Below are 1,616 nucleotides of genomic sequence, written 5' to 3'. Positions count from 1 at the left end.
GTGAGACACCTGACAGCAGGCCTGATGCAGCGTTGAAAGGGTTTCTATGAATCGCCCGCGAACAGCGAGGGCGGTGGTTCGCCGGCCAGATGCTGCTTCACGGCCTGTCGCAAACAGTCGAACAGCGAGAGTCCCCGCTGTTCGCAAGTCGCCATAAGAGTCCAAATCCTTTCAAGCCATCGCTGTCCCTGCTCACTCTTGCTGCCTTGGGTTACGCGGCGATCGATGACTACGAAACGTATTGCCCGCTCAGCAATGTTGTTCGTCGGCTCCAGTCCCGGCGTCGTTAAGAACCGCAGATAATCGTCACCGTGCTCCTCGAATCGCCGAGCGAGATTGCAGGCCTTCGGATCGTTAGGAACGCGATACGTTGCCCGCATCAGCACCATCATCGCGGCGTCTTCCAGTTCCCCATCGAATCGCTCGCCGAGCTTCTCGCGATCATGAATGACCCGAAACATGTCGCGGATCGCATCCAGAAGCCGCCCGGCCCAGCCATGGGTTCGCCCGCTGGAATGCTCTTTGAGGAAACGCAGATCGCGGATCAGGTGAGCAAAACAGAACTGAACCGCACAGTCAGTCAAACCGCGGTACTTGTGATAGGCACTGAAGTAGTCGCAGCCAATGACGCCGTCGAACTCTTCGCCGAGTACGTCCAGCAGGACGCCACTGCTGCGGCGAGGATCGATGCGGAAGACAGTGAATCCGTTGGACCGGAAGCACCAGGTCCACATCTTTTGGCCCCTGTCTCGGTGCCCCGTCTCATCGACGTTCAGGACTCGCTCTGCCTTCAGATTGTCGAACAGCGACTCGTAAATCGGGGCGATTGCTTCGCTAACCTTATTGATGATTTTCTGCAGCATCCCACGACTGAGCTGCAAGCCATAGACGTCACGGAGATACTTGCGAATCGTGGAGAAGGACGCATGGCAGGCCCCTTTGAGGAAGCCGATGATGCTTGTCAGTTCTGGACCACAGAGGCCGGCTTTGCGGACCTCGGGAGGAATGGGGCAGGCATGGGTCTTTTGGCATGCAGCACAGTAGCACCGCAACGACTGATGTTCAGTCGCTTCGATGGGCTTGGCTACCACCTCGATCTGTTGAAGTACCGACGCGGGGTCTTGTGTGTCCACCTGAACCGGGCCGCCACAGTCAGGGCAGACCTCGTAGGAATACTGCGTCAGCCAGTCCAGTTCGTCTGCCGGCAAAGCCTGCCTCAAGTTCCGCTTATGCCCTTTTTGGCCTCCGCGTTTGGTTTTGCCAGTCAGGCGTCGTCTCTTGCCCGGCTTGACGATATCCGAAGAAGGCGGCTTGGAACTGTTGGTCGAATCCTTCGTGGCAGCGGCCAGTTTTCGTTCGAGTTCCGGGATTCTCAACGCTTGCTCGGTAACCTGTGCCTGCAGCTGCTCCACGAGCTTCTCCAGCCGCTCACAGTTCGGACATTGGTGGGAATGGGGCGTTGAGTTGGCCATAATGGGCCCAGATTACAGACCACCGCGTCATTCCCAAAGCGAAACACTACAGATTGTGTGTACGGCCTAATGCTTGCACTACATGCAGGGGTGTGCCGCCCGTCAGGCACCTCGGATTCGGCTCAAGAATCCGTGAACAGTTAC

General features: G+C 57.5%; 1 protein-coding gene. It reads right to left on the bottom strand.

The window, feature by feature from the left end; translation table 11 throughout:
* Positions 1–44 precede the first annotated feature (44 nt).
* Complete coding sequence (gene tnpC, locus GE027_RS22495; protein ID WP_153559477.1) at positions 45–1,472, bottom strand: IS66 family transposase; 1,428 nt, start codon at positions 1,470–1,472, stop codon at positions 45–47.
* Between the last annotated feature and the right edge of the window lie 144 nt (positions 1,473–1,616).

The sequence above is a fragment of the Roseimaritima sediminicola genome (genome assembly GCF_009618275.1).
Taxonomy (GTDB): Bacteria; Planctomycetota; Planctomycetia; order Pirellulales; family Pirellulaceae; genus Roseimaritima; species Roseimaritima sediminicola.
This window is presented reverse-complemented; position numbering and strand designations above follow the sequence as displayed.